General features: G+C 69.7%; 6 protein-coding genes. 2 read left to right on the forward strand and 4 right to left on the reverse strand.

Annotated elements, in window-relative coordinates; all coding sequences use genetic code 11:
* Positions 1-47 precede the first annotated feature (47 nt).
* Together AB0B64_RS52190 and AB0B64_RS52195 are read right to left on the reverse strand one after the other, a co-directional pair.
* Positions 48-881, reverse strand: a complete 834-nt coding sequence (locus AB0B64_RS52190) for an alpha/beta hydrolase (protein WP_357940131.1) — start codon at positions 879-881, stop codon at positions 48-50.
* 113 nt (positions 882-994) lie between these two features.
* Positions 995-1,681, reverse strand: coding sequence for a TetR/AcrR family transcriptional regulator (locus AB0B64_RS52195; protein WP_357940129.1), 687 nt, complete (start codon positions 1,679-1,681; stop codon positions 995-997).
* 35 nt (positions 1,682-1,716) lie between these two features.
* On the opposite strand from AB0B64_RS52195, the gene AB0B64_RS52200 reads away from it, so the two are divergent.
* The gene (locus tag AB0B64_RS52200) at positions 1,717-3,132 is read left to right on the forward strand and encodes an FAD-dependent monooxygenase (RefSeq protein ID WP_358198805.1); all 1,416 of its coding nucleotides are present in this window, start codon (positions 1,717-1,719) and stop codon (positions 3,130-3,132) included.
* On the opposite strand, the gene AB0B64_RS52205 is transcribed toward AB0B64_RS52200, so the two are convergent.
* Both AB0B64_RS52205 and AB0B64_RS52210 read right to left on the reverse strand, forming a co-directional pair.
* Positions 3,107-4,360: a cytochrome P450 gene (locus AB0B64_RS52205; RefSeq protein ID WP_357940125.1), complete on the reverse strand. Its 1,254-nt coding sequence runs from the start codon at positions 4,358-4,360 to the stop codon at positions 3,107-3,109. The two genes, AB0B64_RS52200 and AB0B64_RS52205, sit on opposite strands and share 26 nt — an antisense overlap.
* 33 nt (positions 4,361-4,393) lie before the next feature.
* Positions 4,394-5,938 (reverse strand): GMC family oxidoreductase N-terminal domain-containing protein, encoded by a 1,545-nt coding sequence (locus AB0B64_RS52210; RefSeq protein ID WP_357940123.1) that lies wholly within the window; start codon positions 5,936-5,938, stop codon positions 4,394-4,396.
* Between the two features lie 174 nt (positions 5,939-6,112).
* Here AB0B64_RS52210 and AB0B64_RS52215 point away from each other — a divergent pair, with 174 nt between their 5' ends.
* Complete coding sequence (locus AB0B64_RS52215) at positions 6,113-7,648, forward strand: long-chain fatty acid--CoA ligase (RefSeq protein WP_358198857.1); 1,536 nt, start codon at positions 6,113-6,115, stop codon at positions 7,646-7,648.
* Positions 7,649-7,776 lie beyond the last annotated feature (128 nt).

Below are 7,776 nucleotides of genomic sequence, written 5' to 3' on the forward strand. Positions count from 1 at the left end.
CCCTCAGGACGTCAGCCAGTCGAGGACGAGCCCGTGGGCCGCCGCCCTCAGGAGGCCAGCCAGTCGAGGATGAGCCGGTTGACCTCCGCCGGCTTTTCGAGGTGGAGGAAGTGTCCCGCGCCGGCCACCTGCTCGGTCCGCGATCCGGCCGGCAGGTGGCTCAGCGCGTCCTTGGCCAGGTCGGCCGAGAGGCAGCCGTCCTGGGTCCCGTGCAGGTAGAGGATCGGTCCGGTGGTGGCGGGCTCCGGTGCCGGGTAGCGGCCGGTGGGCGGGGTGGTGCCGAGCATCGCCCGGTAGTAGCCGATGGCCGCCGCCAGGTTCGCCGGTGCGCCGATGCTCTGCCGGACGAACTCCAGGTCCTGCTCGGCGTCGTAGCCGGGCGACCAGTCGCGCCAGATGCCCTCGAGGAAGCCGGGGGCGGCGGCGGCCGTCTCGGCCAGGGCGGTCTGGAAGAGGAAGACGTAGAACGAGCGCTTGAGCTGCTCGTAGTCCAGGAATCCGGTCGCCAGGGCGGCGGCCGGCGGCACGGCCATGGCCACGGATCTGCGGAAGCGGTCGGCGGTCGCGTAGACGGGGAACGCGCCCCAGTCGTGGCCGATGAGCACCGCGGCGGAGTCGCCGCCGAGCTCCTCGTGCAGCGCCCGTACGTCGGCGACGAGCGCGCCGGCCTCGTAGGCGCCGTCGGCGGGGATCTCGGTCGGCGCGTAGCCGCGCAGGAACGGCGCGACCGCGCGGTAGCCACGCTCGGCCAGCGCCGGGAGCAGGTGACGCCAGGTGTGGGCCGTGTCAGGGAAGCCGTGCAGGCACAGGGCCAGCGGCCCCTCCCCTACGGCCAGATACGCGAACTCCACCCCGTTGGCGTGGACGGTTCTGATCTCCATGACTGCGAAACCTAGCAGTCGGCTCTCCGCTGGAGTAGCACTCCGGAATCAGCTGCCCTCCTCGACCCCCGCGGCGGGCAGCGCGGTCCGAACTCGAACTGATCGGGTCGTGATCACTTTGCCGTCTGCTGAGCGGCCGCGATCCCGGTGAGGATGCGGTGCAAGCCGTACGAGAACTGTTCGGCCGGGCTCAGGTCGGCGGACTCGGTCATGCGCGAGACCCGGGGATACGCACCGCTCTCGATGACCTTGCGCATGTAGGGGGCGACGTCGGCGCGCCACTCGTCCTCGGTCTGACCGGTGCGCCGCTGAGTCTCCTTCTCGGCGAGCTCGCGCATGACCGCGCCGCGCACGTAGTCCCTGATCAGCCCGACGGCCGAGCCCGCGTCGGCGATGTCGGAAGTCAGCGGGGCGGCCGCGGTGAGGGCGTGTTCCAGGCCGCGCAACCAGTTGGGGCCGAGCGATGGCCGGGTCGCCAGCAGCGGGGCGAGCCAGGGGTGCCGCAGCCACAGCTCGCGCTCGTGGTGGGCGTACGCCTCGAGGTCGGCGCGCCAGTCTCCCGTCAGCGGCACGTGGTGGTCCTGCACCGCGTCGGCCATGAGGTCGAGCAGGTCGTCGCGGCTGTCCACGTAACGGTAGAGCGAGGTCGTACCGGTCGACAGCTCGGCGGCGACGCGGCGCATCGACAGCGCGTCGAGCCCCTCGGCGTCGGCGATGGCGACGGACGCGTCCACGATGCGCTCCACGCTCAGGGCCTGCCTTTTCGGCTGGTACGGCTCGCGCTCCCAGATAAGCGGCATGGACAGGATTCTACAGATATGGGTACAGTGTTCCCATGAATGGGCACACTGTTTCCACAGATGTTCTGATCGCCGGCGGCGGATCCGTCGGGCTGATGCTCGCGGTGCTGTTGCGCCACCACGGCGTCAAACCCCTCGTCGTTGAGGAGAAGCCGGAGCTGTCGCACCACCCCAGGGCCAACGGCATCGGGCTGCGGTCGGTGGAGATCCTGCGCGAGGTCGGCCTGGAACAAGCGGTCAACGAGGCCGCGGTCGACCTGCGGGCGGGGAAGATCAGGGGGCGCACGCTCGCCGAGGCCGACTTCACCGAAGGCGTGGCGTGGAAGACGAGAGGCGAGGCCGAGTTCACCTACACGCCGGCCCGGATCCGCGGCACCTGCGCGCAGAACCGGTTCGACCGCGTGCTGATCACCAAGGCGGGCGACGTGGAGTTCGGCGTGGCGCTCGACTCGTTCGAACAGGACTCCGACGGCGTCACGGCGACCCTGTCCGACGGGCGTGTCGTGCGGGCGCGCTATCTGGTGGCGGCCGACGGTGTGCGCAGCCGGGTTCGGCAGATCCTCGGCGTCGGCCTCACCGGTCCCGGTGTGCTCGGTCAGGAGACGACGAGCGTCCTGTTCCGCGCTGATCTGCGCCCGCGCAAGCCGTTCGCCATGTGCGACATCGAGCATCCGGACGCGCCCGGCCTGCTGGTGACCGTCGACGGCCAACGCGAGTGGGTCTTCCTCACCCGCCTCGGCACTGAGCCGACTCCGGAGCACATCCGCACCGCGCTCGGCGACCCGTCGATCGAGGTGGAGATCCGCAGCGTGCTGACGTTCCGGGGGCGCGGCCAGGTGGCCGATCGCCTCTCCGTCGGGCGGGTCTTCCTGGTGGGCGACGCGGCGCACGCCATCCCCCCGCTGGGCGCGTTCGGGCTGAATACCGGCATCGCCGACGCGCACAATCTGGCGTGGAAGCTCGCGCACGTGCTGCGCGGTGAGGCCGAGCCCGAGCTGCTGGAGACTTATCACGCGGAGCGCCATCCGGTGGCCCTCATGACGATGGAACAGGCGCTCCTGCGGTTCAACGATCCGTCCCTGCACTGGGGGCAGGACATGGCGGAGGCGCGCAAGGCGGCGGGGGCGATCAACGCGCCGGTGGTGCACATGGGCTATCGGTACGGCGGCGCGGAGCTCCCCTCCACCGAGGACGTCGCCCTCGACCTCGACGGGTCGCCGGGATCCCGCCTGCCGCACATGTGGGTGGCCGACGGGGTGTCCACGCTCGACCTGGTCGGATCCCAGTGGTGTGTGCTCACGGCCGATCCCGGCGTGGCGGCCGACGTTCCGGTGCATGTCGTGGACGGCTGGCCGTACGGGACGCTCCTCGTACGGCCTGACGGGTTCGTGGCCTGGCGCGGCGAGGAGGGCCTGGCCGAGGCCCTCAGAAGGTGTACTTCAGGTGCTTGATCCCGTTGATGAAGTTGGACAGCAGGAAGTCGGGCTCCCCCTCTGACCTGATGCCCGGCAGCCGGGTGAACAGCTCGCGGAACATCACCGTCATCTCCCTGCGCGCCAGGTGGGCGCCCAGGCAGAAGTGCGGGCCGGGACCGCCGAAGCCGACGTGCGGGTTCGGGTCGCGGGTGATGTCGAACGTGTCGGGGTCCTTGAACACCGTCTCGTCACGGTTGGCCGAGTTGTAGAAGAGCAGGACCTTGTCCCCCTTCTTGTAGCGCATGCCGTTCATCTCATGGTCCCGCGTGAGCGTGCGGCGGAACTGGATCACCGGCGTGGCGTAGCGCACGATCTCGTCGCAGGCCTTGGTGACGCGGCCGTCGAAGTCCTCCAGGAGCAGCCGCCGCTGCTCGGGGTGGTCGGTGAAGAGCTTGAGCCCGTACGCGATCGCGTTGCGGGTGGTCTCGCTGCCGGCCACCACCAGCAGGATGAAGAAGGAGCCCAGCTCCTGCGAGGTGAGCCGCTCCTCACCGTTGACCAGCAGGCTGACCAGGTCGCCCGTGGGATTCTTGCGCCGCTCGTCGCCCAGGCGGGCGGCGAGCCGGTTCAGGGAGAAGCCGGCGTGCAGCAGTTTGGCCAGGCCGCGGGCCACGTTGACGCGGCTGAACTCGGGGTCGATGCCGGTGTACTCGGGGTCGGCGTTGCCGAGGATCACGTTGGTCCGCCGAAGCACCATGTCATGAAATGTCGCCGGAATGCCCATCATGTCGCAGATGACGCGGACCGGGAGCCGGGCGGCGATCTGCGCCACGAAGTCGCCCGGCCCCTCCTCGATCGCCTGGTCCACGATCTCGGCGGCGGCCGTGGCCAGGTCCTCCTCCATCTTGGACAGGATGCGCGGCGTGAACGCCCTGGACACGATCCGGCGCAGCCGGGCGTGCCGCGGGTCGTCCATGTTGATCATCGACCCGAAGTACACGGCCAGCCAGCGCGGCATGTCGGGCACGCTGTTGGAACACGGCTCACTGCTGAACACGGCCGCGTTCCTGCTGGCCTCGGTCACGTCCGCGTGGCGCACCAGGGCGTAGTAGCCGGGGCCGCCCTTGATGAACGGCACGGCCTGCTCCGTCAGGAACACCGGCTCGTCCAGCTGGCGCAACCGGCGGAAGGCGGCCATGCGCTCGGCCTGGGGCAGCCCCCAGAACACCAGTTGCGAGATGTCCAGGTCACTGGAGAGCGTCATGAACACCAAGCCTTCTGCAAGTAGTCACTTACGTCAAGGGCGCTTGGTGATGAGCTCGGCTCCCTTTTCGCCGATCATGATGGCCGGGGCGTGCGTGTGTCCACGGTTCAGGGTCGGCATGATCGACACGTCCACGACCCTGAGCCCGTCGAGGCCGCGTACCTTGAGCTCCGGGTCGACGACCGACTCGGCGTCGGTGCCCATGCGGCAGGTGCCGACCGGGTGGTAGAGGGTCTCGCCGCGCTCGCGTACCCACTGAGCGAGCTCGGTGTCGCTCTCGGGCCCCTGGTAGGGGGCCATCGGGCCGCCCGCGTACTTGCTCATCGCGGCGGTGGCGAAGACCTGCTTGGCCGTCTTCAGCCCGGCGACCAGCCGCTTGACGTCGGCCTCCCGGGTCAGGTAGCCGGGGTCGATCACCACCTCGCGGCCGCTCAGCCCGACCCGGCCGCGGCTCTCCGGCTGCAGCAGCACCACGCCGACGGTCAGCCCGTGGCCGGTCGGCGGCGTGAGGCCGTGGTCGATGAACGGGCCGGGCGCGAAGATCAGCTCGATGTCGGGGGCGGGCTCCTCCGGCGACGTCCTGATGAAGGCCACCGCCTCGCCCACGTTCGTGGTGAGCATGCCGGAGCGGAGCACGATGTAGCGCAGGAGGTTGCCGATCGACTCCGCCTTGGTCAGCGTGACCGGCTGCTTGGACTGCACGTACACGCCGGTCGACAGGTGGTCCTGCAGGTTCTTGCCGACCTCGGGCAGGTCCCGCACGACCGTGATGTCCTCGTCGCGCAGCTCGTCGGCCGCGCCGACCCCCGAGCGCATGAGCAGGTACGGGGAGCCGATCGCCCCCGCCGACAGGATGACCTCCCGCCTGGCCTTGATCTGCGCGCCGCCGTCGTGCTCGACGCCGACGGCCCGCGTGCCGTCGAACACCACCCGGTCCACGGTCGCGCCGGTGATCACCGTCAGGTTGGGCCGCTTCAACGCCGGGCGCAGGTACGCGTCGGCGGAGCTCCACCTCCTGCCCCGGTTCTGGGTGACGGGCGTGGCGCTGTAGCCCTCGTTGGAGCGGCCGTTGAGCTCGGCCAGCCGCTGTAATCCGAGCTCGTCGCAGGCTTTGAGGAAGGCCGCGGTGGTGACGTTGGGACTACGCAGCTCGGAGATGAACAGCGGGCCGGACGAGCCGTAGACACCGCCGTTGTTGCTGCCGACGCGGTGCTCGGCCTTGATGAAGTACGGCAGGACGTCGTCGTAGGTCCAGCCCGGGATCCCCCACTGGTCGTAGTCGCGCTCGCAGCCGCGTACCCACATCTGCGCGTTGAGTGAGGACGAGCCGCCGAGCACCCTGCCCCTGGGCCAGTAGAGCTCGCGGCCGGACATCTCGCTCTGCTTGGCGGTGGTGTAGTTCCAGTCGTAGTCGGTCTTGAACAGCTTGGCGAAGCCCGCGGGCATGCGGATCTCCAGCTTGTCGTCCTTGCCGCCCGCCTCGATCAGCGCCACGGACACCCCGGGATCGGCCGACAGCCTGTTGGCCAGGACACACCCCGCCGACCCGGCCCCGACGATCACGTAGTCGTACTCCATGGCCCCTCCCAGGCGTAAGTAATCTGGTACTTGCTTACTCCAGGCGATGTACCGCGTCCATACGCATCCGTAACGGCGTCTCTGGTGACCGTAGGGTACGGGTTTTGGCCCTACCGGCCGGTATGCCTTCCTGCCATGATGGCCCGCAAGCCGTACACAGGGAGGAAGGCGCTCATGCTCAACCTGTCGATCGTCCTGGAGGACAGTGCCAGGGCCACGCCGGACGGCACGGCCATCGTCTTCGGTGACATGCGCCTGCCGTACTCAATGATCGACACCGTGGCGGCACAGGTGGCCAACCTGCTGGTCTCGCGCGGCATCGGCAAGGGTGACAAGGTCGCGCTGGCCTGCCCCAACCTGCCGTACTTCCCCTTCGTCTACTACGGCATCCTCAAGGCCGGGGCGACGGTGGTGCCCCTCAACGTGCTGCTGCAGTCGCGGGAGATCGCCTACCACCTCGACGACAGCGACGCCAAGGCGCTGTTCTGCTTCGAGGGCACGCCCGAGCTGCCACTGGGCGAGCGCGGCAAGGCCGGCTTCGAGGCGGCCGAGGGGTGCGAGCACTTCTTCGTGCTGCCCGCCACGCCGCTGGCGACCGAGTCCGTGTACGGCGAGTCGATCTGGGCGGCGCTCGACGGCATGTCCGGCGTGTTCGAGACCGTGCAGACGGCGGCCGAGGACACGGCGGTGATCCTCTACACCTCCGGCACCACGGGCCAGCCCAAGGGCGCCGAGCTCAGCCACCAGAACATGCTGATGAACGCCATCGTCTGCGACCGGATGTTCCCGAGCGCCGAGGGCGGCGACGTGATGATGGCGGTGCTGCCGCTGTTCCACTCGTTTGGGCAGACGGTCGTGATGAACCAGGGGTTCCTGCGGCGGGCCACGGTCGTGCTGATGCCGCGCTTCGAGCCGGGCGACGCGCTGGCGCTCATGGCCAAGGAGGGCGTCACGTTCTTCGCCGGCGTGCCGACCATGTACTGGGCGATGCTGTCGAAGGTCCACGCGGACGGCGTCGCGCCGCCCGCGAGCCTGAAGACCGCCGTGGCGGGCGGCTCCGCCTCTCCGCTCGAGGTGCTGAAGGACTTCGAGAAGACCTTCGGCGTCGCCATCCTCGAGGGGTACGGCCTGTCGGAGACCTCGCCGGTGGCCAGCTTCAACCAGCCGGACCACCCCGCCAAGCCGGGCACGGTCGGCACCCCGATCTGGGGCGTGGAGATGAAGCTCATCGACAGCGACTGGAAGACGGTCGAGGGCGAGGGGCCGGGCGAGATCGCGATCCGCGGCCACAACATCATGAAGGGCTACTACGGCCGTCCGGAGGCCACGGCCGAGGTGATGCGCGACGGCTGGTTCCGCAGCGGCGACATCGCCACCCGCGACGCCGACGGCTACTACTCGATCGTCGACCGGTCCAAGGACATGATCATCCGTGGCGGGTTCAACGTCTACCCGCGCGAGCTCGAAGAGGTCCTGATGACCCACGAGGCCGTCTCGCTGGCCGCCGTCGTGGGCGTACCGCATGACTCGCACGGCGAGGAGATCAAGGCGTACATCATCCGTACGCCCGGCTCGACCGCGACCGAGGACGAGCTGATCGCCTGGGCCAAGGAGAACATGGCGGCCTACAAGTACCCGCGTGTCGTGGAGTTCCGCGACGCGCTGCCGATGACCGCCACGGGCAAGATCCTCAAGCGCGAGCTCCGGTAGCCGCCCCGAAACCCGACCGGCTGTGACGGGGGGGGGGCGCCGGGGCCCCCCCCCACAACACGCCCAGCCCCCCCCCCCCCCACGGCACCGCAGGGTGGGGCGCCCCGCCCACCCGGCCCCCCCCCCCC

The sequence above is a fragment of the Nonomuraea sp. NPDC049129 genome (assembly GCF_040648495.1).
Taxonomy (GTDB): domain Bacteria; phylum Actinomycetota; class Actinomycetes; order Streptosporangiales; family Streptosporangiaceae; genus Nonomuraea.